Origin of the sequence: Mycobacterium sp. NPDC049093, assembly GCF_040704635.1 — a bacterium.
Classification (GTDB): domain Bacteria; phylum Actinomycetota; class Actinomycetes; order Mycobacteriales; family Mycobacteriaceae; genus Mycobacterium.
Map to the genome: position 1 here is coordinate 900,002 of NZ_JBEZJS010000002.1, position 21,875 is coordinate 921,876.

Genomic DNA, 21,875 nt, shown 5'->3' on the forward strand with positions numbered 1-21,875 from the left:
GCAGACTATCCAGATTTCATCAGACAGAAGGTCTGGGCGTTGGCGCCGTCACTGGTCCGCTCATCCTGGATCTTGTCGTCGACGGTGATCCGGCAGCCGATCGAGTCGCCGTCGCTCTGAGCCGTGATGTTGAGGTAGACCGACGGGTCCGTGGAGTCCAGCGTCAGCGTCCACGGCAGGGCCGCGTCGTCGATGCGCTGCGGTGTGGCGTCGAGATCGAGATAGTTGATGTCGGCGGAGGAACCGTTGCCCCAGACCTCGTAGGTGACCCGCTTGCGGATGCCCGTCCCGGGGTGATTGGGGTTGGTCCTGGTGGACGCGTCGCTCGTGGCGGTGTCGGAGCCAGCGCCGGTGAAGACGACCACGGCGCCCGTGAAGATCGCGATGGCGATCACAATCGAGGCCAGCGTCCATATCCAGCCGATGATGATGGCGGCCACTGCCAGGCCTGCGCCGCCCTCATGACTACGGCGGATCTGGCTGCGGGCGACGTAGCCGAGGACGAGCCCGACAGGCGCGATGAGCAGCGAGAAGATCAGGGCGACGATCGCTGTGCGGTTGGTGGGCGACGGGGCTGGTGGATACCCGGGCGGCGGTGCCGCTGAATACACGGGCGGCGGCGTCGGATGGCCGTATGGCTCCTGCCCGTAGGGCGGCTGCGGATAGCTCACTCAATCCCCCAAGTCATCGATGACGGGCGACAGCGTAACCGGGCTTGGCGACTGGTCGGAGGTAGTCGGTAGCCTTCTCCCGTGGCTCTCTACCGCAAATACCGGCCGGCAAGCTTCGCGGAAGTCGTTGGCCAGGAACATGTCACCGAGCCGCTATCGACCGCGCTGACCGCCAACCGGATCAACCACGCATATCTGTTCTCCGGACCGCGCGGCTGCGGTAAGACGTCCTCGGCGCGCATCATGGCCCGCTCGCTCAATTGCGAGCAGGGACCCACACCGACACCGTGTGGGGTGTGCCCATCGTGCGTCGCCCTGGCGCCGAACGGCCCGGGCAACCTCGACGTCACCGAACTCGACGCGGCCAGCCACAACGGCGTCGACGATGCGCGTGAGCTCCGTGACCGGGCGTTCTACGCGCCGGCCCAGTCGAGGTATCGCATCTTCATCATCGACGAAGCGCACATGGTGACGCCTCAGGCGTTCAATGCACTTCTGAAGATCGTCGAGGAGCCGCCCGAGCATCTGATCTTCGTGTTCGCCACCACCGAACCGGAGAAGGTGCTGACCACGATCCGGTCGCGCACGCACCAATATCCGTTCCGGTTGCTGGCCCCCAAGACCATGCGGACCCTGGTCGAGCGGATCTGCACGCAGGAAAACGTCGTCGTCGATGACGCCGTGTACCCGCTGGTCATCCGGGCCGGCGGCGGTTCACCTCGTGACACGCTCTCGGTGCTCGATCAGCTGCTGGCCGGCTCCGAGCAGGGCGCCAACGGCAACCACATCACCTATCAACGGGCGCTGGCCCTGCTGGGCGCCACCGACATGGCGCTCATCGACGACGCGGTCGAGGCGCTGGCCGCCGGCGATGCGGCGGCGCTGTTCGGTGCGGTCGAGGCCGTGATCGACGCCGGTCATGATCCGCGGCGGTTCGCCACCGATCTGCTGGAGCGCTTCCGCGATCTGATCGTGCTGCAGGCCGTGCCCGACGCAGTCACCCGCGGTGTCGTGGATGCCCCGGCCGACGTGCTGGAACGCATGCGGGAGCAGGCCGACCGGGTGGGCGCGGCAACATTGGCCCGGTATGCCGAGGTGGTGCACGCCGGTCTCGGTGAGATGCGCGGTGCCACCGCGCCGCGGCTGCTGCTGGAAGTCGTGTGCGCCCGCCTGCTGCTGCCCTCGGCGCACGACACCGAATCCGCGCTGCTGCAGCGCATCGAACGTATCGAGACCCGGCTGGACATGTCGCTGCCGGCCGGCGAGGCATCGTCATCGGGTGCCCGGCCTGCAGCGTCGGCTCGGCCCGCTGCTGCCGTCGAGGACTCTGCACCCGCCGCCGAACCCACCAAGACCTTCACCCGCCGCAGCCAAGCGGCACCGGCCCCGGCGCTTGAACCCGCCCCGGCTCCGGCGCCGCCTAGTCCGGCACCGCCCGCTCCCGAGCCCGAGCGTGGACCAGTGCCGGTGTCCGCTCCCGAACCTGTTCTCGCACCGCCACCGCCGCCCCCTGCGGCTGAACCCACACCCCAGCCCGAACCCGCACCCCAGCCCGAGCCGGAGCCACCGCTTCCGCCGGAGCCGGACTTCGAGCCCGAGCCCCCTCCGGAGCCCGAACCCGAGCCACAGCCGGTGCAGGCATCGGTGACTCCCGGGGGTGAACCCAACGCGGCTGCGGTGCGCTCGATGTGGACGACGGTCCGGGAGAAGGTGCGCGAGCGCAGTCGGACCACCGAGGTCATGCTCTCGGGCGCCATCGTGCGGGCCGTCGAGGACAAAACCCTTGTGCTGTCCCATGACTCGCCACCGCTGGCCAAGCGGCTGACCGAATCGCGAAATGCCGACGTGATCCGGGAGGCGTTGAAGGACGCGCTCGGTGTGGACTGGCAGATCCGCTGTGAGGTCGGCACGGCAGAGGCGGCCCCGCCGCCCGCGCCGAAGGCCAGTAAGCCCCCGCCACGGGTCCCCACCCGGCCGGGCCGCGTCATTCCCGAACCTGAGCCGGAGCCTGCCCCGGAACCGCCGTCCTCCCCGGAGCAGGAAGAGGCGGAGATGCTCGCCGAGGCTTCGCAGAGCGAGGCCGGGCCTCGTCGTGATCCCGAAGAGGTTGCGCTGGAACTGCTTCAGAACGAACTGGGTGCGCGAAAGATCGAGAGCTAGGCAGGAGCCGTGGCGCTAGGCCGTCCACCACGGCCGCAGTGGCAGGCCTCCGTCATTCCCGTGCTCGTCGAGCTTGACGGCCAGAACCTGGTGCAGCTGAACCACATTCGTCTCGAAACCGAGCCGGGATCCGGCCATGTACAGGCCCCAGACCTTCGCGGTGGGGAGCCCGACCTCGGCGACCGCCTCATCCCAGTGCTCGACGAGGTTGGCGCACCAATCGCGCAGCGTCATCGCGTAGTGGTTGCGTAGGTTCTCCTCGTGCATGACCTCAAGGCCGACGTCCTGCACCTCGGCGATGATCCGCCCGGAACCGGTCAGCTCTCCGTCCGGGAACACGTAGCGGTCGATGAACCCACCGGCAGCCGAGCCGGATCGATTGTCGTGACGGGTGATGCAGTGGTTCAGCAGCAGCGCGCCGGGGCGCATCTTCGACTTCAGGAAACCGAAGTACGCCGGGTAGTTGTGCACGCCGATGTGCTCGGTCAGGCCGATCGAGGACACGGCGTCGAATCCGGTCTCGACGATGTCGCGGTAATCGCCGTGGCGCACCTCGGCCAGGTCCGAGAGGCCCTCCTTGTCGATGGCCTCCTGGGCCCAGTAGGCCTGTTCTTTCGAAAGAGTCACGCCGAGCGCATTGACGCCGTGGCGCGCGGCGTAACGCACCATGCCGCCCCAGCCGCAGCCGACATCGAGCAACCGATCGCCGGGTTGCAGCCGCAGCTTCTCGAAAACCAGCCGATACTTGTTGTCCTGCGCGGTTTCCAGGCTCGCATCGGCATCCGGGTAGCAGGCGCAGGTGTAGGTCATCGACGGCCCGAGCACCCATTCGTAGAAGGTGTTCGACACGTCGTAGTGATGGTGGATCGCGTCGGCATCGCGGGTCTTGCTGTGCCGCAACCCCTCCATCATCCGGCGCCAGCGGGGCAGTGCCTCCTGTGGCGGCGGGGCGATGGGCTTGAGGTGTTCGATGCCGATGGACCGGACGATGTTGGCAAGCACTCGAGCCGGCGGGCGCTTGAACGCCATCTTCTCGGCCAGCGCGCACAGCAGCAGGTAGGGATCGCCGGGATGCACGCCGTGCGGCTCGAGGTCGCCGGAGACATAGGCGCGGGCCAGGCCGAGATCGCCAGGGGCGGTGGCCAGATAGGTGGTGCCGCGCGGGGTTTTGAGATCCAGGCCGAGCGTGGCGCTTTCCGGACCTGCGGAACTGCCGTCGTAGGCAGTGAATTTCAGCGGCAGCGACCCCGAGGCGAAGATCTCCAGGATCTCGGCCAGGCTGAGCTTGTGGTCGGTACTGTGCGTCGAGTGGTCCTTGAAGGTGGTCATCGCTGTTCTCCGTTCATCGGCGCAAGACGGCTTTCGAATACAGGTCAAACAGGCGCGTATCGGGGTCGTAGGACTTCTTGACGGTCTTGTAGGTCTCGCCGCCGTAGAGCTCGTCGAAATCCTCACGCTGATAGTAGGAATCCGAATACAGGGACTTGTGCCCGTCGAGCTCGCTGACCTTGGTCTCGATCAGCTTGTTGGTGTGGCCTTCGACCGGGCCGACCGGAACCGAGGACCAGAACCCGACATTGACGTAGGTGTGGTGAGCGCGCAGAGGGTACAGGGGCCAGCCTCCGGACAAGCCTGAGTCCTTGTGACGATTCTCCCTCAACCGCAGCGGGCACAGCCAGATCGGCTCGATCGGGACGTTCTGCAGGAACCAGTCGAGGAATGCTGCGCAACGCTCTATCGGCACCTCGACGTCTTGAACCACCCTCTCCCGCGGTGGGCGGCCATGGTGCTTTTCGATCCGGTCGGCGATGTTGAACCGCTGGTCGTAGCCGACCAGCTTCCAGTAGAAGCTGCTGCGGCGCAGCTTTCGTGGCCAGAACCGCCGGATCGTCGGGTTCTGTGCGCCGAAAGCGCGTGAACACCAGAACCAGTCGGTGTCCCACCGCCAGAGATAGTCGTGGATGGTCAGCCGGTCGTGCTTTTCGCCTTGTGCGTGCTGGATCGAGCGGTAGTAGATGTCCTGGCCGGTGTAGTCGCTGACCGGCCCCGGTGTCGTCGTCTTGAATCCGACGCACAGGTAGCTCTCGTCGGCACTGAACACGACGCCGTCGAGGTAATCGACGGGTTCGCCATCGAGACCACCGGTCTCGATGATCCGATCCATCGCGGCGACGAGTTCCGTCAGTGAGTGGAAGCGCAGGTGGCGCAGTGCGACGAACGGTGTGACGGGCTCGAGTTCGATCTTCAGCCGGGTCGAATAGCCCAGCGTGCCATAGGAATTGGGGAAGGTGCGAAACAGGTCGGAATGCTGGTCCGGTGATGCGGTGACGATTTCGCCTGCCCCGGTGAGGATGTCCATCTCCAGGACCGATTCGTGCGGCAGGCCGTTGCGGAACGACGTCGACTCGATACCGAGACCGGTGACCGCACCGCCCAGGGTGATGGTCTTGAGTTGCGGCACCACCAGTGGAGCCAGGCCGTGTGGCAGCGTCGCGGCCACCAGATCCTCATAGGTGCACATGCCCGCGACGTCGGCGGTGCGGGCTTCGGCGTCGACCGCAATCACATTGGTCAGACCCGAGACGTCCAAACCTTTGGCATCGCTGCGATCTCGCGCGCGGAACAGGTTCGACGTGGGCTTGGCAAGCCGGACCGTCGAATTGGGCGATATGGCGCGGTAACTGTCCAATAGGCGCTGCACGCCCATGGCATGGACAGCTTGTGCGTCAGTCGTAACAACAGACACACATATACGCTAGTCGGAGGTTGCCGACGATGCGACCGCAGACACGAGTTAAAGGAGTTTCAGTCATGGGACAGGTCAGTGCGGTCAGCACGGTTCTGATCAACGCCGAGCCGGCCGCTGTGTTCGCCGCGATCGCGGACTACCAGACCGTGCGCCCCAAGATCCTTTCCTCGCATTACCGCGATTACCAGGTGCTTGAGGGCGGTCAGGGCGCAGGAACCGTGGCCAGCTGGAAGCTGCAGGCCACCGAGTCGCGGGTACGTGACATCAAGGCCTCGGTGGACGTCGCCGGCCACACGGTGATCGAGAAGGACGCCAACTCCAGCCTGGTGACCAACTGGACCGTCGCCCCCGCGGGCACCGGATCGTCGGTCAATCTCAAGACCAGCTGGACCGGCGCCGGCGGGGTCAAGGGCTTCTTCGAGAAGACGTTCGCACCGCTCGGCCTGCGCAAGATCCAGGACGAGGTGCTGGCCAACCTGAAGAAGGAAGTCGAAAGCTAGCGCGCCGGGGCCGGGGCGGCGACCGCCTGGGTGCCCAGATAGGCCGCGACGCCCCGGGCGATGGCCTCGGCGTACTTCTGCTGACCGTCGGGCGTCTTCATCAGGGCGGAGTCGACCGGGTTCTTCATGTTGCCGCACTCGACGAGGATCGACGGGAACTGCGCCAGATTCAGCCCGGCGATGTCCGAGCGGGCATCCAGGCCACCCGAACCGATGTAGGTGGCCGGCGGGATGCCCGAGGCCGACAGCTGATCGCGCATGGTCTTGGCGAACTGCACCGACGGTCCGGCCTGCACGTTGTTCAGCGGCGGCGACGAGTAGAGCACGTGGAAGCCGCGACCGTTGGCCGGGCCGCCGTCGGCGTGGATGGAGACGATGGCGTTGGGGCGCAGCGCGTTGGCCATCGATGCGCGTTCGTCGACGCATGGGCCCAGTGCGTTGTCGTTGCCGCGCGACATCGCGGTGCGCACGCCCATCTGGCTGAGGATGGCGCGGACCCGCAGGGTGGTGTCCCAGGTGAAGGTGTGCTCGGGGAATCCGTCCGCGGTGGACGTACCGCTGGCCTGGCAGTCCTTGGTGCCGCCGCGGCCGGTCGGCACCTGGCGACTGATCGATGCGTCGTTGGCGCCGTTGTGGCCGGGATCGAGGAAGACGATCATGCCGGCGATGTTCGAGGGGGCTGCGGTGGCGTGGGGAGCGTCGACGACCGCCGATGCGGTCGCAGCGATGATGACGCTGCTGACCATGGCGGTGCCGACACGCACGCAGGCTGGGACTCGCACGGGCGCCACGCTAGCCCGCCCGCCGACTAGGCTGAAAGCTCAAATCGCCGCCGACAGGCGAGAGCAACCAAGTCGAGACCAAGACGCAATCAACACGGCAAGGGGACCCAGTCATGCAACCCGGAGGCACACCCGACATGTCGGCCCTGCTTGCGCAGGCGCAGCAGGTACAGCAGCAGCTCATGGAGGCGCAGGAGGCGCTGGCCAATTCCGAGGTGCACGGCCAGGCCGGCGGCGGCTTGGTGCAGGTCACGGTCAAGGGCAGCGGTGAGGTCGTCGCGGTGGCCATCGACCCCAAGGTGATCGATCCCGCCGACCCCGAGACCCTGCAGGACCTCATCGTCGGTGCTCTCGCCGATGCCTCCAACCAGGTGAACACCCTGGCCCAGAGCCGGTTGGGCCCGCTGGCCGGCGGTTTGGGCGGGCTCGGACTTCCGGGGCTGTAAGTGTTCGAAGGCCCGGTTCAGGATCTGATCGACGAGCTCGGCAAGCTGCCGGGGATCGGGCCCAAGAGCGCGCAGCGGATCGCTTTCCACCTGCTGAGCGTCGAGCCGCCGGACATCGACCGGCTGACTGCGGTTCTGGGCCGCATCCGTGACGGCGTCACGTTCTGTGCGGTGTGCGGCAACGTCTCAGACGAGGAACGCTGCCGTATCTGTAAGGACCCCCGCCGCGACGCCTCACTGGTGTGCGTCGTCGAGGAACCCAAGGACGTGCAGGCTGTCGAGCGCACCCGCGAATTCCGCGGCCGTTATCACGTGCTGGGCGGCGCGCTTGATCCGTTGTCGGGCGTCGGACCGGACCAGTTGCGCATCCGGGAGCTGCTCAACCGGATCGGTGAACGCGTCGACGGTGTCGACGTGGCCGAGGTGATCATCGCCACCGACCCCAACACCGAGGGCGAGGCCACTGCGACCTATCTGGTCCGGATGCTGCGTGACATCCCCGGGCTGACCGTCACCCGTATCGCCTCGGGCCTGCCGATGGGCGGTGACCTGGAGTTCGCCGACGAGCTTACGCTGGGCCGCGCCCTGGCGGGCCGCCGCGCGATGGCCTGATTCGCCTGGATCGGGCCACGCAGGTCTGGGGTTGGTGTCCTGTTCCGCGCGCTGTGACGAGAGTGCAGCTTGTTGGGGCATTTCCCGACTTGGGTTCACGAGAGCCTGCACGTTCGGCGCAGTGCGCTGTGAGCGAAGTCAAGACCTGAACCGGCTCGGGCGTCGGTAGCGTCGGAGCCATGCCCGACCTACTCCAGATGGCGGAATCGCTGTACCGGCTGCGGATTCCCGGCGGCCAGGCCCACCTGCTCAACAGCTACCTGTGGACCGAACCGGACGGCGTGACGTTGATCGACACCGGGTGGTCGGACAGTGCCGAGCTGATCGCCGACGCGCTCGCCGAACTGGGGCGGCGCCGGATCCACGTCAAGCGCATCGTGCTCACGCACTTTCACGAGGACCATTGCGGGGCAGCCGCCGAGATCGCCGGCTGGTCTGATGTGGAGGTCATCGCCGGCTCGGGCGACGCCGACTTCGTGCGCGGCACTCCGGGCCCGGTGCCGGTGTTGACCGCGGGGGAGCGCACGCTTCGCCCCGATATCGACGAACCGCCGAACGGGCCGCCGTGCGCAGTGGACCGGGTGGTCGGCGACGGTGACGTTCTCGACTTCGCCGGCGGCGCCCGGGTGATCGGGGTGCCCGGCCATACTCCGGGCAGCATCGCGCTGTACCTGCCCGCCGCCGATACCGTGCTCACCGGTGATGCGATCGCCGAGTTCGACGGACAGCTGATCCTCGGCGTCTTCAACACCGACCGGGCGGCCGCCTCCCGCGCGGTGGAGATTCTCGCGGCCACCGGCGCACAGCGGGCCGGATTCGGCCACGGGGAGCCGATTCTCGCCGACGCCGCGGCACGGATCGGTGCGGCGGTCGACGTTTTCGCGTCCTGATTCCCGCCGACTGGCCAGTTGTTACACGGATTTTCCTAAGGGGCGTGGCACAAGTGGCCACTCGGCGCTGTCACACCCGGCGCGGGGCAGCCAGGCGCTCGCGGCGCAGCAGATCCACCTCGGGCAGCTCCAGGGGTGGCAGTTCACCGACCACCTGTGAGAGCAGATGGTCGGCCAGTTCCGGATTGCGGGCCAGGCACGGCCCGTGTAGGTAGGTGGCGACGACGCTGCCCTGCACCGCACCGTCGTAGCCGTCGCCCAGGCGGTTGCCCGCACCTTTGGTGACCGCGGCCAGCGGCCGGGCATCGGCTCCCAGAACCGTTCCGCCACGGTGGTTTTCGAAACCCGTCAACGGTTGCGACAGCCCATCCAGCAGTGGTTTCGAGGCGACCTCGCCGATGGTGCGGGTTTCCTGCGGTGACGTGGTGACGTCGAGCAGCCCGACACCTTCCACCCGTTCACCGGCCGAGGTCTCATACCAGTGGCCGAGCACCTGGATGGCCGCGCAGATCGCCAGCACCGGCGCACCCCGCGAAACCGCCTGCTGCAGACCGGGATACCGGATCAGATGCTTGGTGGCCAGCCGCTGTGCATAGTCTTCGGCGCCGCCGAGGGTGTACAGGTCCAGAGAGTCGGGCACCGGATCGTCGAGCGTGATCTCCACGATCTCGGCGTCGATGCCCCGCAGCCGCAACCGTTGCCGCAGTACCACCGCATTGCCGCTGTCGCCGTAGGTGCCCATCACGTCGGGCAGCACGAGCCCGATCTGCACAGCACTCATGAGATCCGCCGATTCAGTTGCAGGAACGCGGTGTAGTTGGCGATCACCTCGACGTGTCCGGGTGGGCAGGAGTCGATCGCGGCGACGGTGTCATGCACCAGGGAGTGTTCGACGCCGGCGTATCCGAGTCGGACTGCCAGGTCGGTGCCGCGCTCACCGGCGGCCACTACGACAGTGTCCTCAAAGTGTTCGAAGCGAACATCCCACAACCAGGACAGGTCCTCGCCGTCGGGCACCTGTCCGTTGACGGAGATGACGACGCCGGCCGCCTGCTTGTCCACCATCGACAGCGCCTCCTGCCACCCGGCCGGGTTCTTGGCCAGCAGGATCCGGGCGGTGTGTGAGCCGATCTGCACGGTGCGGTACCGGCCGGCGACCTCGTCGACGCCGGAGACCGCAGCGACCGCGGCGGCCGGGTCAGCGCCGAGTGCGACGGCGGCCGCGACGGCCTGGGTGGCGTTGCCGCGGTTGACTGCGCCGGGCAGGGCCAGCATCATCGGCAGCACGAGACCGTCGGGCCCGTAGATGTGCGTGTCGTCGAACCACCACTGCGGGCTCGGCCTCTTGAAGTCGGTGCCCGTCGAGCGCCAGTCCCGCCCGTCGCGCACGATGATCTCGCCGGAGCGCGGGCAGCTCACCGAGTCGCCCGACCAACTGCCGCCGGCGGCCACCCACACGACGTTGGGGCTGTCGTAGGCAGCCGAGGTCATCAGCACGTCGTCGCAGTTGGCCACGATCACCGCGTCGCGGTGTCGTGCCAGACCGCCGCGCAGGGTCCGTTCGATGTGGTTGATCTCACCGACCCGGTCGAGCTGATCTCGGGACAGATTGAGCAGGACGATCACCGACGGGTCCACGGCATCGGACACGTGCGGGACGTGCATCTCGTCAACTTCCAGGGCGGCCAGCTCGGCCTCGCGCGCCGAGGCCAGCGCCGCCACCAGGCCGGCATCCATGTTGGCGCCCTCGGAATTACTGGCCACGGGGCCGAGCGTCGCCAGGGCGGCCGCGGTCATCCGGGTGGTGGTCGATTTGCCGTTCGTGCCGGTCACGACGACGCTGCGGCGGCCCTGGCCCAGCTGGCCCAGGATCGAACGGTCCAGTGTCATGGCGACCAGTCCGCCGATCATCGCGCCTGCACCGCGGCCGGTGACCCGCGACGCCCAGCGTGCGGTTGCTCCGGCGGCCAGAGCGGCGCGCCCACGGATGGTCAGCATTCCGGCGATTTTAGGGGCACGACACGCTGCCGCGCCGCCCGACTCTGTCGGGCCTGCGTGCCATCCTGGCGAATATGAGCAGCGCGTGGGGCAGGCCGGCGGAGGAGCCGGGAGCGGGCTGGGCGGTCGTAGACGTGGAGACGACCGGGTTCCGGCCCGGGCAGGCACGCATCGTCAGCGTCGCCGCGCTCGCGGTCGGGGACGACGGAAATGTCGAGCGCAGCGTCGCGTCCCTGCTGAATCCGGGGGTGGATCCCGGGCCCACCCATGTGCACGGGTTGACGTCCGAGATGCTGGAAGGCCAGCCCACCTTCGGTGATGTCGTCGACGAGCTCAGTGATGTCCTGCGGGGACGCACGCTGGTCGCCCACAACGTGGGCTTCGACTACAGCTTCCTGACCGCCGAGGCCGAGCTGGTCGGGGCTGAGCTGCCGGTCGACAGCGTGATGTGCACGGTCGAGCTGGCGCGGCGATTGGCGTTGGGTACCGAGAATCTGCGGCTGGAGACGTTGGCGGCGCACTGGGGCGTGAGCCAGATGCGGCCGCATGACGCGCTCGACGACGCGTTGGTCCTGGCACAGATCCTCAAACCGACGCTGGCCCGCGCGCGCGACCGCAAGGTCTGGCTGCCGCTGCGGGAGGTGAGTCGACGCCGCTGGCCCAACGGCCACGTCACCCACGAAGAACTGCGGCCGTTGAAGGTGCTGGCCTCGCGGCTGCCGTGCGAGTACGCCAACCCGGGCGTCTTCGTGCCGGGGCGGCCGCTGGTGCAGGGCATGCGGGTGGCGCTGTCGGCGGAGGTCGTGCGCACCCATGAGGAGCTCGTAGAGCGCATCCTGCACGCCGGGCTGTCCTACACCGATCTGGTGGATCAGCAGACCTCACTGGTGCTCTGCAACGAGACCGCACCCAGCCAGGGCAAGGGTTACCAGGCTGTCGAGCTGGGGGTGCCGCTACTCGACGACGAGACATTCATGGGTCTGCTGAACCATGTCGTCGGTGGCGCCGATATCGAGGAGTTCTGCGACACCCCCGCAGAGAGCGATCAGTACACGCTCTTCTGAGCTAGCTGAGCGCCTTGGCTTTCAGCCCGTCGAACTCGGCCTGGGTGATCGTGCCGGCATCCAGCAAGGCCTTGGCGTCGGCGATCTCCTGCGCCGGGGACCGGCCTGCCGCCTGCTTGATGTAGGCGTCGGTCTCCTGCTTGGCCGCCAGCGCTGCCGCCTGGGCGCGTTCGGACATGCCCTTGCCACGGGCGATCAGGTACACCAGCGCCGTGAGCCACGGGAACACGATCAGGAAGACCACCCACACGGCCTTCACCCAGCCGGAGGTCTTGTGATCACGCCAGAACAGGTCCGTGAGGATCTGGAACAGGACCAGCAGGTACGCGATCCAGGCGAAGATGATCAGGAAATGCCAGAGGAAATCCCACGTTGAGCCCCAGTCCATGGAGCGCTCCTTGCCATTGACGTCAGGCGTAGTGATCTACGCCGACGTCAGCTAAGCACGCGCGGCTCTGTTGACGGCAGATACGACCGCGCGAAGTGATGCAGTTGTGATCGAAGTCGCGATACCGACGCCCCAGACGGTCCTGCCGCCGATCGACGCCTCGACATAGGCCGCGGCCTGCGCCTCTTCACCCGAGGACATGGCGTGCTCCGAGTAGTCCAGCACGTTGATGTCGTAGCCGATGGCTCCCAGGGCGTCGACGAATGCCGCCAGCGGGCCGTTGCCTGCGCCGACGATCTCGCGTTCGACGCCGTCGATCTTGACGATCGCGGTGATGGTGTCGGTGCCACCGTCCACCTCGGAGGCGACCACCTTCTGGCGAATGCGCTCCAACGGGGTGATCGGGGCCAGGTACTCCTCGGAGAACGCGTCCCAGATCGCCTTGGGCGAGACCTCGCCGCCCTCGCCGTCGGTGATCTGCTGGATGGCCTTCGAGAACTCCATCTGCAGCCGCCGCGGCAGGGCCAGGCCGTGGTCGGCCTTCATGATGTAGGCGACGCCGCCCTTGCCGGACTGCGAGTTCACCCGGATCACGGCCTCGTACGTGCGGCCGACGTCCTTGGGGTCGATCGGCAGGTAGGGAACTTGCCACAGGAGATCATCAACATCGACGTCAGCCTCGTCGGCGTCGAACTTCATCTGGTCCAGGCCCTTGTTGATGGCATCCTGGTGGCTGCCGGAGAACGCGGTGTAGACCAGGTCACCGCCGTAGGGATGACGCTCGTGGACGGGCAGCTGGTTGCAGTACTCGACGGTGCGCCGGATCTCGTCGATGTTGGAGAAGTCGATCTGCGGGTCGACCCCGCGGCTGAACATGTTCAGTCCCAGCGTCACCAGGCAGACATTGCCCGTGCGCTCGCCGTTGCCGAACAGGCAGCCCTCGATCCGGTCGGCGCCGGCCTGGTAGCCCAATTCGGCTGCGGCAACACCGGTTCCGCGATCGTTGTGCGGGTGCAGGCTCAGGATGATCGAGTCGCGCGGGGTCAGGTGCCGGCTCATCCACTCGATCGAGTCGGCATAGACGTTCGGGGTGGCCATCTCGACGGTGGCCGGCAGGTTGACGATCAGCGGCCACTCGGGCGTGGGCTTGACGATGTCGGCGACCGCGTTGCACACCTCGACGGCGTACTCCAGCTCGGTGCCCGTGTAGGACTCGGGGGAGTACTCGAAGCGCCAGCGGGTCTGCGGGTACTTCTTGGCCTCCTCGACGCACATGTGGGCGCCGTCGGTGGCGATCTTCTTGACGGCCTCGCGGTCGGCCCGGAACACCACGCGGCGCTGCAGGATGGACGTCGAGTTGTAGAAGTGCACGATCGCCTGCGGAGCGCCCGCGCAAGCCTCGAACGTCCGCTCGATCAGCTCGGGCCGGCACTGGGTCAGCACCTGGATCGTCACATCGTCCGGGATGGCGCCGTCCTCGATGATCTCGCGGACGAAGTCGTAGTCGGTCTGGCTGGCCGAGGGGAAGCCGACCTCGATCTCCTTGTAGCCCATCCGTACCAGCAGGTCGAACATGCGGCGCTTGCGCGCGGGGCTCATGGGATCGATCAGGGCCTGGTTACCGTCGCGCAGGTCGACCGCGCACCACTGAGGTGCGGTGTCGATGACGCGGTCCGGCCAGGTGCGGTCGAACGGGACGCCCTGGCCGAAGGCCGGGCTGCCGCCGGGAACCTCGTCGGCGAAGCTGCGATAGCGGCTGACCGGCATGGATGAACCGCGCTGGGTGTTCCAGACGGGCTGACCGGAGTTGCCGGGGCCGGACGGTGTGGTGATGGTGCGGGCGGACGTGTAGGCGTCTGGGCTGGTCATGATGTTTGCTCCGGGAGATCAGGGGGACTCGACCGGCGGATCGCAAAACACCCGCGACGGGAAGCCGGTCTGGTCAAACCCCGTCGCGGCGTCCGAGAAGGAGCACCCGCTGCACGCGGTCAACTGTACGCCCGGGGGCCTGGTTGGCCCAAATGCCGCTAGATGCCGGTCCGAGGCGTCAGCGCGCGCCGCCGGAACGGCCGTTGCCGATCTTGACCTTGGGTGTGGCGGTGCCGGCGCGGTGCCGGGACCCGCTCGTCGTGCTCGTGTTCGTGTTGGTGGAGCCCTTGCTCGTCGCTGACGATCCCGGCTGGGGTGTCGATGAACCGGTGTCGCGGCCGTCGTCTCGACGCACCGACTTGTCCGGCGTGGCGGTGGCGGTTTCAGTCGAGCCGACATCCGACGCAGCGGTGCCGTCGACCGCGCGAACGGCGACGCTCGGCGAACGCGGCGCGGTGAGCGACGGCAGATTCACCGGAGCCACGCCGGTGGCGTAGGCCGCCGCCCAGCCCAGCACGTTGGCGACGTAGGGCATCGAGTGGTTGTAGCGCAGCACCGCGCTCGTCAGCTGCGTCTGGTTGCGCAGGTCCGCACCGTCGCTGCAGAGGTAGCGGGCCGCGGCCAGAGTGGCATCGAAGAGGTTGTGCGGATCGGCCTGACCGTCGCCGTCGCCATCGGCGCCGTGCAGCAGCCACGTGCTCGGCAGGAACTGCATGGGCCCCAGCGCGCGGGCGTAGTGCGTGCCGCCGCCGAAGCTGCCGGCGACGATGATCTCGTTGCCCGGCAGTGAGCCGTCGAGAGCCGGGCCATAGATGGGACTGACGGAGTCACCGCGTTCGTCGGCGGCGCCGCCGAACGCATGCGTGGACTCGACGTACCCGATCCCGGCGAGCAGGTTCCAGGTAACACCGCAGTCGGGTTGGCTTTGCGCCATCATGGCGTCCGCATTCTGGTAGGCCGTCAGTGCGATCGCGGGGATGTGCACCCCGCCCGGCGCCCGAACCTGCGGGGGTGGCGGTGACCCTGTGGTGGCCGGCGCTGCAGCAGTTGGACGCGCCGACGGCGACACCGGCCAGGGTTGGCCGGCGAGGTCGGGCAACGGCAGGACCGCGGCCACCGGCCGTACCCGGGTCTCCTGAACCAGGCCGACCAAGCTGGGCGCGACGGCGACCGCGCTGGTCAACGCCATCCGAACGATCACGGCGAGGCAGGTGGATGCGTCGCGGACCGCTCGACGGGCACGGTGGCGCATGGAACCACAGTGACACCCGGGTGGCTGCCTGCCAACTCCGACACGTTCCCCCGATCGGGGGAACGCATCTTCACCAGGTTGATCGCCTGATCGCCGGACAGACCCGGGGCCGTCCGGATCGCATTCTTGTCTCAGAGGCCGAACAGGCCGCAGCAGAAACCAAAACACACACTGAGACAGAAGGATTCACGATCATGACGAAGTTCACCAAGGCTCTGGCACTGCCCATCCTGTCCGCAGGCGTCTTCGGCGCTGTCGCGCTCGGCCTGGCCGGTACTGCCGGCGCGCAGACGCCGCAGGGCTCGGGCAACCTGTACAGCCCGGACACCTACGCCACCCCGGCTCCCGGCATGAAGCCCGGCTGGCACAACCACCACGGCCCGCAGCGGATCACCAGCATCTACGAGTGAGCGGTGGGATGACTCACACCTGCGAATCGGGGAAGGCGATCACCGACAGGAACCGGATCGGCAGTTCGATCAGGTCAACCGGTCCGTGAGCGCCTTCCCCGTCGATCTGCAGGGAGTCGCCCGGCTGCAAGCGGTAGACCGAGCGGCTGTGGCTGTAGTCCATGACGCCTTCGAGCATGTAGATGAACTCGGTACCGGGATGCTGGAACAGCGGGTAGGTCTGGCTCTTCTCGGTCAGCGTGACGTGCAGACATTCCAGCCGCTTGTGCTCCCCGCGCAGCGAGCTGAGCAGTTGGTATTCGTGCCCCTGTTTGGTGCCGTTGCGCACGATCTCGGGCCCCGTGCCCGCTTTGACGAAGGCCGCCGGACGTTCGACGTCGGCCCCGCGGAACAGGCTGGTCACCGGAACGTCGAGGCCCTTGGCCAACAGCGCCAGGGTGGACAGGCTGCAGGAGGTCTGGGCGTTCTCGATCTTGGACAGCATCGCCTTGGAGATGCCCACCCGCGCGGCCATGTCGGCGACGGTGAGCCCGTGCTGCTGGCGCAGTTGGCGCACGTTGCGCCCGATCGCCGCCTCGAACTCGAGCTCTTCGACCGGCGCGTGGGGATCGCGTTCCCGGGCCGTTCCGGCGTTACGCAGCAGGTCGCTCACCGGCACTCCCGTCTAACGCATCTCCCCGGCACCGACGTACGGATACCGGCTCTTGAGCAAATTGTCCTCTGCGAACCGGGTGAGCCGGAAATCCGACTCAGGTATCCGCGGGTCGCAGCTGCGTCCGTCGATCACCAGATCGGCGACCAGGTTGCCGACCGCCGGGGCGATCTTGAAGCCGTGCCCGCTGAATCCGGCCGCCACCAGCAGGCCGTCGATTCCGGTCGGGGAGATGACCGGGTTCCAGTCCGGGGTGACGTCGTAGCAGCCGGCGTAGCTGCCGCTGATCGCCGCGTCGGGGAAGCCCGGGAATCGCGTGCCGACCTTGTCGACGGTCAGGTCGATGAACCCGTCGGTGGCCCGGTTCAGGTAGTCGTCCGGGTCGGCGGGTTCCAGTTCGGCCAGATCGGAGTTTCCGAACAGCAACTCGCCGTTGGGCTCGGGCCGGATGTATTGCAGCGAGACCAGGTCGGAGAAGACGGGCACGGGGCCGGTGTCCACCCCGGGCTTGATCGTCACGATCTGTTCCCGGTGCACCCGGATGGGCACGTCCACGCCGTAGGGCGCCAGGAATGGCCGGGTCCATACGCCGGTGGCGACGACGACGGTGCCTGCCGAGACCCGGCTGCCGTCGGCCAATTCGACGCCGGTGACCCGGTCTCCGTCGAGTGCCAGCGCGGTCACGTTGGCGCCCTGCATGATTCGCACCCGGGCCGCCCTTGCCGATACCGCGAACGCCTGCGCGGTCTGGTAGGCGTCGCCGTGTCCGCCTCGAGCCTCCCAGCCGAAGGCCGCGAACGGTTCCAGATCGGCCCACGGCCACAGCCTGGCCACCTCGGCGGCATCGATCTCCTCGGTCTGCACCCCGACCTCGCGTTGGGCGGCCAGACTCTTACGAAGGTTGTCGACGTTGGGTTCGCCGACGCCGACGACGTAGCCGGTCTGCCGGAACCCGATGTCGGTGCCGAAGATCTGCCTGGCGTTCTCGAAGATCTCGAGACCGACGGTCGCCATCGCGGCCAGTGAGCTGACCCCGTAGTGGCAGCGCACGATCCCGCTGGATTTCCCGGTCATCCCGGATCCGACGGAATTGCGCTCCAGGACAGTCACATCGGTGACGCCGCGTTGACTCAACGCCCAGGCGGCCGCGGCCCCTTCCAGTCCGCCGCCGACGATGACGACGTCTGTGGTGGCGTTCACTGGCCCGGGATCCAGTTGGTGCCGGCCAGCGGAACCCGGGCCATCGCGGCGGCCTCAATGGTCACCGCCACCAGGTCTTCGGGCTCCAGATGACACACGTGGGCCTTGCCGCACGCCCGCGCGATGGTCTGGGCCTCCATGGTCAGCACGCGCAGATAGTTGGCCAGTCGGCGACCGCCCTCGACCGGGTCGAACCGGGCGGCCAGTTCCGGATCCTGCGTGGTGATTCCGGCCGGATCGCGTCCGTCCTGGAAGTCGTCGTAGAAACCGGCGGCGCTGCCGAGCTTCTCGTACTCGGCGGCATAGCGGGGATGGTTGTCGCCCAGCGCGATCAACGCGGCGGTGCCGATCGCGACGGCATCGGCACCCAGCGCCAGTGCCTTGGCGACATCCGCGCCGGTGCGGATACCGCCCGACACGATCAACTGGACTTGGCGGTGGACCCCCAGCTCCTGCAACGCCTGCACCGCCTGCGGTACCGCAGCCAGGGTCGGGATGCCCACGTGCTCGATGAACACCTCCTGGGTGGCGGCAGTGCCGCCCTGCATTCCGTCGACCACCACCACGTCGGCGCCGGCGTGCACGGCGAGCTTCACGTCGTAGTAGGTGCGGGTGGCCCCGACCTTGACGTAGATGGGCTTCTCCCAGTCGGTGATCTCCCGCAGTTCGTTGATCTTGATGGTCAGATCGTCGGGCCCGGTCCAGTCCGGGTGCCGGCACGCGCTTCGCTGGTCGATGCCTTCGGGCAGCGTGCGCATCTGGGCCACCCGCGGGGAGATCTTCTGGCCCAACAACATTCCACCGCCGCCCGGTTTGGCGCCCTGGCCGAGCACTACCTCGATGGCATCGGCCTTGAGTAGGTCGTCGGGGTTCATCCCGTAGCGCGAGGGCAGGTACTGGTACACCAGGTGCTTGCTCTGCCCGCGCTCCTCCGGTGTCATGCCGCCGTCACCCGTGGTGGTCGAGGTGCCTGCCTCGCTGGCCCCGCGGCCCAGGGCCTCCTTGGCCGGACCGGACAGCGCGCCGAAGCTCATGCCAGCGATGGTGACCGGGATGTTCAGGTGCAGTGGATGTTTGGCGTGCCGGTCACCGAGCACCACGTCGGTGCCGCAGCGTTCCCGGTAGCCCTCCAGCGGGTAGCGCGACATCGACGCGCCGAGGAACAGCAGGTCGTCGAAGTGGGGCAGCCGGCGTTTGGCACCCCAGCCGCGGATGTCGTAGATCCCGGTCTCGGCGGCTCGCTGGATGTCGGCGATGGTGGATCGATCGAAGGTGGCGGATTCTCGCATCAGTACTCACTCGCATTGTCGACGTGGAAGTGGTAGAGGTTTCGGGCCGAGCCGTAGCGGGTGTAAGCCGCGGTGTCGTCGTCACCGAAGCCACTGGCGGCCAACAACTCCGCGAGTTCGGCATGGTGCTCGGGCCGCATCGGCTTGGCGATGCAGTCCGCGCCTAGTGAAGCCACCTCGCCCCGCACGTAGATGCGGGCCTCATAGATCGAGTCGCCCAGCGCCTCCCCGGCGTCGCCGCGCACCACCAGACGTCCGGCCTGGGCCATGAACGCGCTCATGTGGCCGATGCTGCCGCCCACCACGATGTCCACACCCTTCATCGAGATGCCGCAGCGGGCAGCTGCGTCTCCCTCGATGACCAGCAGCCCGCCGTGCGCGGTGGCGCCTGCCGACTGAGAGGCGTTCCCGGTGACGCGCACCGTGCCGCTCATCATGTTCTCGGCAATGCCGGTCCCGGCGTTGCCGTTGATCGTGACCTCGGCGAGCTGGTTCATCCCAGCGGCGTAGTAGCCGACGTGGCCCTCGACGGTCACCCGCAACGGCGCGTTGAGGCCGACGGCGACGTTATGGGCACCGTCGGGATGCGCGATGACGTGGTCACCGTCGACGCCCGGCTGGTGCAATGCGGCATTGACCTCACGCAACGGCGTTGTCCGCAAATCGAACCGCGACAGATTCCCCGGTCGCTGCGCTCCTGCCCGCCGTATCAACGTGTCCATGCGTAGACCACCTCCGGTTCCGGTTCCCAAATACGTGCCTGCTCGACGCCGGGCAGCCCGGCCAGGGCCCGGTACTCGCTGGCCATCGCCACCCAGTCGGCGGTTTCGGCGATCACGGCCGGCTTGCACGCGATGGCGTCGCGCACCACCGCGAACGAGTCGTGATCGGAGACCAGCAGGGTGTAGAAGCCATCAAAGGTGGCGCAGAGCTCCTTGAGTGCGGTGGCCACGTCGCGGCCCGCGGCCAGTTGTCCGGCCACGAACCGGGCGCCCACCTCGGTGTCGTTCTCGCTGTCGAACCTCACACCGGCCCGGCGCAGGTCGCGGCGGATGGTGGCGTGGTTGGCGAAAGATCCGTTGTGCACCAGGCACTGTCCTGGGCCGACGGTGTAGGGATGGCAGCCCGACGGCGTCACCGCGGACTCGGTGGCCATCCTGGTGTGCCCGACACCCTGCCAGCCCTGGGCCTTGGCCAGACCCCAGGCCTCGGTGAGCGAGCGGGGATGGCCGACTCCTTTGAGGACCGCCAGATCGGCGCCGAACCCCGAGATCAGTGCCGTCGGATAGGCCGCCCGCACCAGGTCCAGCAGCTCCTCGGACTCCAGGTCGGCCGACAGCAGGTACGTCGAATCGACCTGCACTACATCGACATCCGGGCCCAGATCGGGCCGATCCGCGACATCGGTCACCGAGACACAGCCCTGCCCGTACGGTGACCACTCGGGATCCCCGTAGACCGCGATCCCCGCTGAGTCGGCACCGCGATCGGACATCTCGCCGAGCATGGCGGCGAGCAGTTCCCCCAGCCGCGGATACAGCTCCGGTGTGCGTAGGTGTAGCCCCACGATCCCGCACATGTGTTGTCTCCCTTCTAGAACGCCGTCAGGTATTGGTCGATCTCCCACGGCGTGACGGTGCCGTGGTAGGCGAAGAACTCCTCGCGTTTGACGTCGGCGAAGTAGGAGGCGACGCCGTCGCCCGCGACGTCGAGCACCCCGGTGACGATCGGATCGGTCTCCAGCGATTCGACCGCGTGCAGCAGTGTGGGCGGCAGTGCCGCCGGTCCCTGGGCTCCCACGGCTCCCGGGTCGAGGCTGCGTTTGACGCCGTCGAGCCCGGCGCCCAGTGCCGCGGCGATCGCGAGATACGGGTTGGCCGACCCGTCGCCGCCGCGCAACTCGATGCGCTGACTGTCGGGCACTCGGATGTAGTGGGTGCGATCGTTGCCGCCGTAGCTGGGTTTGCGCGGGGCCCACGAGGCGCCCGATGCGGTCGAGGTCGCGCCGGTCCGCTTGTAGGAGTTGACCGTCGGGGCGACGACGGACTGCAGCGCGCAGGCGTGGTCGAGGATGCCACCGATGAACGCGTACGCCGTCTCGGACAGGCCCAGGCCCCGCTCGTCGGCGTCGGCAGGGAAGACCGGGGTACCGCCGCTGGTCAGCGACAGGTGCAGATGCAGACCACTGCCGGTGCGGTCGCTGAAGGGCTTGGGCATGAAGGTGGCCACCATGTCGCGTTCGCCGGCGATCATCGACAGCAGGTAGCGCAGCGTGATCACCCGGTCGGCGGTGGTCAGCGCATCGGAGAACTCGAAGTTCTGCTCAAACTGCCCGTTGCCGTCCTCGTGGTCGTTGGCGTAGTTGGACCAGCCGAGGGTGTTCATCGCCGTCGAGATCGCGGTGAGGTGCTCGTACATGCGGGTGACGCCACGCGCGTCGTAACAGGGCTGGGCGGCGGTGTCGGCGGCGTCGGCGGTGGCCAGGACGCCATCGGCGTTGCGCCGCAGAAGGAAATACTCGACCTCGGCGCCCACCCAGGGTTCAAATCCGGCGTCGGCGGCGCGCTGGATCAGGCCCTTGAGGATCACCCGCGGTGCATACGGCCACGGTGCGCCCCCGACGTGAGGGTCGCAGTGCACGAGGGCCAGGCCCTCCTTGATGAACGGGATCGGGGTGAACGAGGCCGGGTCGGGGATGGCGACGAGGTCCGGGTCCTTCGGTTCCTGGCCCATCGCGCCGACGGCATAGCCGGCGAAGCCCACACCCTCGGTGGCCAGGAGCTCGACTGATTCAACGGGAACCAGTTTGGCGCAAGGCTTTCCGCGCAGGTCCACGAACAGCGCGAGGATGAACTTGGTGCCGGATTGTTCGGCGAGGGTGGCGAGATCGGAGGGCATAGCACCAGCACTTTCGTCTCTTGTTAAGAATCAAAGTATCACTGT

General features: G+C 67.6%; 22 protein-coding genes. 7 read left to right on the plus strand and 15 right to left on the minus strand.

The window, feature by feature from the left end:
- Positions 1-5: 5 nt before the first annotated feature.
- Positions 6-671 carry an MmpS family transport accessory protein gene (locus tag AB0876_RS09875; RefSeq protein WP_526041854.1) on the minus strand — a complete coding sequence of 222 codons (666 nt, stop codon included), beginning with the start codon at positions 669-671 and terminating at the stop codon, positions 6-8.
- A gap of 81 nt (positions 672-752) precedes the next feature.
- Here AB0876_RS09875 and AB0876_RS09880 point away from each other — a divergent pair, with 81 nt between their 5' ends.
- Positions 753-2,831: a DNA polymerase III subunits gamma/tau gene (locus tag AB0876_RS09880; RefSeq protein WP_526041855.1), complete on the plus strand. Its 2,079-nt coding sequence runs from the start codon at positions 753-755 to the stop codon at positions 2,829-2,831.
- Between the two features lie 15 nt (positions 2,832-2,846).
- On the opposite strand, the gene AB0876_RS09885 is transcribed toward AB0876_RS09880, so the two are convergent.
- Positions 2,847-4,160, minus strand: coding sequence for a class I SAM-dependent methyltransferase (locus AB0876_RS09885; protein ID WP_491840140.1), 1,314 nt, complete (start codon positions 4,158-4,160; stop codon positions 2,847-2,849).
- A 13-nt stretch (positions 4,161-4,173) separates the two neighbouring features.
- Positions 4,174-5,577 carry an FAD-binding oxidoreductase gene (locus tag AB0876_RS09890; RefSeq protein ID WP_526041856.1) on the minus strand — a complete coding sequence of 468 codons (1,404 nt, stop codon included), beginning with the start codon at positions 5,575-5,577 and terminating at the stop codon, positions 4,174-4,176.
- Positions 5,578-5,642: 65 nt separating this feature from the next.
- Here AB0876_RS09890 and AB0876_RS09895 point away from each other — a divergent pair, with 65 nt between their 5' ends.
- Positions 5,643-6,080, plus strand: a complete 438-nt coding sequence (locus AB0876_RS09895) for an SRPBCC family protein (RefSeq protein ID WP_036442858.1) — start codon at positions 5,643-5,645, stop codon at positions 6,078-6,080.
- On the opposite strand, the gene AB0876_RS09900 is transcribed toward AB0876_RS09895, so the two are convergent.
- The gene (locus AB0876_RS09900; protein ID WP_491840258.1) at positions 6,077-6,826 is read right to left on the minus strand and encodes an Rv3717 family N-acetylmuramoyl-L-alanine amidase; all 750 of its coding nucleotides are present in this window, start codon (positions 6,824-6,826) and stop codon (positions 6,077-6,079) included. The two genes, AB0876_RS09895 and AB0876_RS09900, sit on opposite strands and share 4 nt — an antisense overlap.
- A gap of 149 nt (positions 6,827-6,975) precedes the next feature.
- Between AB0876_RS09900 and AB0876_RS09905 the strand changes: the two genes are divergently transcribed.
- From AB0876_RS09905 to AB0876_RS09915, 3 genes are all read left to right on the plus strand, one after another.
- The gene (locus tag AB0876_RS09905; protein ID WP_054603655.1) at positions 6,976-7,308 is read left to right on the plus strand and encodes a YbaB/EbfC family nucleoid-associated protein; all 333 of its coding nucleotides are present in this window, start codon (positions 6,976-6,978) and stop codon (positions 7,306-7,308) included.
- Positions 7,309-7,920 (plus strand): recombination mediator RecR, encoded by a 612-nt coding sequence (gene recR, locus AB0876_RS09910; protein ID WP_003883644.1) that lies wholly within the window; start codon positions 7,309-7,311, stop codon positions 7,918-7,920.
- Positions 7,921-8,099: 179 nt separating this feature from the next.
- Positions 8,100-8,810 carry an MBL fold metallo-hydrolase gene (locus tag AB0876_RS09915; protein ID WP_526041857.1) on the plus strand — a complete coding sequence of 237 codons (711 nt, stop codon included), beginning with the start codon at positions 8,100-8,102 and terminating at the stop codon, positions 8,808-8,810.
- Positions 8,811-8,880: 70 nt separating this feature from the next.
- Here AB0876_RS09915 and AB0876_RS09920 read toward each other — a convergent pair whose 3' ends face one another.
- Together AB0876_RS09920 and AB0876_RS09925 are read right to left on the minus strand one after the other, a co-directional pair.
- Complete coding sequence (locus AB0876_RS09920) at positions 8,881-9,591, minus strand: type 1 glutamine amidotransferase (protein WP_526041858.1); 711 nt, start codon at positions 9,589-9,591, stop codon at positions 8,881-8,883.
- Positions 9,588-10,808 (minus strand): Mur ligase family protein, encoded by a 1,221-nt coding sequence (locus AB0876_RS09925; protein ID WP_491840145.1) that lies wholly within the window; start codon positions 10,806-10,808, stop codon positions 9,588-9,590. Before AB0876_RS09925 ends, AB0876_RS09920 begins: the two co-directional genes overlap by 4 nt.
- 74 nt (positions 10,809-10,882) lie before the next feature.
- On the opposite strand from AB0876_RS09925, the gene AB0876_RS09930 reads away from it, so the two are divergent.
- Positions 10,883-11,872 carry a DEDDh family exonuclease gene (locus AB0876_RS09930; protein WP_526041859.1) on the plus strand — a complete coding sequence of 330 codons (990 nt, stop codon included), beginning with the start codon at positions 10,883-10,885 and terminating at the stop codon, positions 11,870-11,872.
- A 1-nt stretch (position 11,873) separates the two neighbouring features.
- Here the strand turns inward: AB0876_RS09930 and AB0876_RS09935 are convergent, their stop codons facing one another.
- From AB0876_RS09935 to AB0876_RS09945, 3 genes are all read right to left on the minus strand, one after another.
- Positions 11,874-12,260 (minus strand): SHOCT domain-containing protein, encoded by a 387-nt coding sequence (locus AB0876_RS09935; protein ID WP_055118348.1) that lies wholly within the window; start codon positions 12,258-12,260, stop codon positions 11,874-11,876.
- Positions 12,261-12,311: 51 nt separating this feature from the next.
- Positions 12,312-14,129 carry a 2-isopropylmalate synthase gene (gene leuA, locus AB0876_RS09940; protein ID WP_526041860.1) on the minus strand — a complete coding sequence of 606 codons (1,818 nt, stop codon included), beginning with the start codon at positions 14,127-14,129 and terminating at the stop codon, positions 12,312-12,314.
- Positions 14,130-14,307: 178 nt separating this feature from the next.
- Positions 14,308-15,381, minus strand: coding sequence for a lytic transglycosylase domain-containing protein (locus tag AB0876_RS09945; protein WP_526041861.1), 1,074 nt, complete (start codon positions 15,379-15,381; stop codon positions 14,308-14,310).
- 194 nt (positions 15,382-15,575) lie between these two features.
- Here AB0876_RS09945 and AB0876_RS09950 point away from each other — a divergent pair, with 194 nt between their 5' ends.
- A complete protein-coding gene (locus AB0876_RS09950; protein WP_044521346.1) occupies positions 15,576-15,791 on the plus strand; it encodes a hypothetical protein in 216 nt (71 codons plus the stop codon).
- A 13-nt stretch (positions 15,792-15,804) separates the two neighbouring features.
- Here the strand turns inward: AB0876_RS09950 and relB are convergent, their stop codons facing one another.
- Genes relB through glnT form a run of 6 tightly spaced genes read right to left on the minus strand, consistent with a single transcriptional unit; the run spans position 15,805 to position 21,830 of the window.
- Positions 15,805-16,443, minus strand: a complete 639-nt coding sequence (gene relB, locus AB0876_RS09955; protein WP_064878781.1) for a type II toxin-antitoxin system RelB family anti-toxin — start codon at positions 16,441-16,443, stop codon at positions 15,805-15,807.
- Positions 16,444-16,455: 12 nt separating this feature from the next.
- Positions 16,456-17,643: an NAD(P)/FAD-dependent oxidoreductase gene (locus tag AB0876_RS09960; protein ID WP_526041862.1), complete on the minus strand. Its 1,188-nt coding sequence runs from the start codon at positions 17,641-17,643 to the stop codon at positions 16,456-16,458.
- Positions 17,640-18,932 (minus strand): FMN-binding glutamate synthase family protein, encoded by a 1,293-nt coding sequence (locus tag AB0876_RS09965; protein ID WP_526041863.1) that lies wholly within the window; start codon positions 18,930-18,932, stop codon positions 17,640-17,642. The genes AB0876_RS09960 and AB0876_RS09965 overlap by 4 nt, the downstream gene beginning before the upstream one ends.
- Complete coding sequence (locus tag AB0876_RS09970; RefSeq protein ID WP_526041864.1) at positions 18,932-19,654, minus strand: protein glxC; 723 nt, start codon at positions 19,652-19,654, stop codon at positions 18,932-18,934. Before AB0876_RS09970 ends, AB0876_RS09965 begins: the two co-directional genes overlap by 1 nt.
- The gene (locus tag AB0876_RS09975) at positions 19,642-20,511 is read right to left on the minus strand and encodes a class II glutamine amidotransferase domain-containing protein (RefSeq protein ID WP_526041865.1); all 870 of its coding nucleotides are present in this window, start codon (positions 20,509-20,511) and stop codon (positions 19,642-19,644) included. Before AB0876_RS09975 ends, AB0876_RS09970 begins: the two co-directional genes overlap by 13 nt.
- A 14-nt stretch (positions 20,512-20,525) precedes the next feature.
- Positions 20,526-21,830 carry a type III glutamate--ammonia ligase gene (gene glnT, locus AB0876_RS09980; RefSeq protein ID WP_491840155.1) on the minus strand — a complete coding sequence of 435 codons (1,305 nt, stop codon included), beginning with the start codon at positions 21,828-21,830 and terminating at the stop codon, positions 20,526-20,528.
- Positions 21,831-21,875 lie beyond the last annotated feature (45 nt).